The sequence below is a fragment of the Mesorhizobium sp. M7A.F.Ca.MR.148.00.0.0 genome, assembly GCF_003997735.1.
GTDB lineage: Bacteria > Pseudomonadota > Alphaproteobacteria > Rhizobiales > Rhizobiaceae > Mesorhizobium.
The window spans coordinates 5,940-6,171 of the sequence record NZ_RZTB01000191.1; the positions used below are offsets into that span (position 1 = coordinate 5,940).

Genomic DNA, 232 nt, shown 5'->3' on the forward strand with positions numbered 1-232 from the left:
ACCGGGCATCTTACGCCGCAGATGACCAGCAATTCCGCTCCATCCGGCACCGCATCCACAGGCAGCGGCAGCGCTTCTGCGTGGCAAATGTTCGATCGCGACAAAACGCAGGACATCGAAATTGCGAGCGGCGGCGACGGCTACATCCGGTTTCGAAATGCCGGCGGCGCGCAGCGTGTGGTCGACGCCTACTGGATCACCACGTCGCGGCTGGCAACGGGCGATTACGATT

The 232-nt window shown here is 62.5% G+C and carries 1 protein-coding gene; it reads left to right on the forward strand.

The features are described from left to right. Window positions 1-21: 21 nt before the first annotated feature. Window positions 22-232, forward strand: a 211-nt coding sequence (locus EOB49_RS32295) for a hypothetical protein (protein ID WP_164781888.1), incomplete at its 3' end; no start/stop codon positions are given.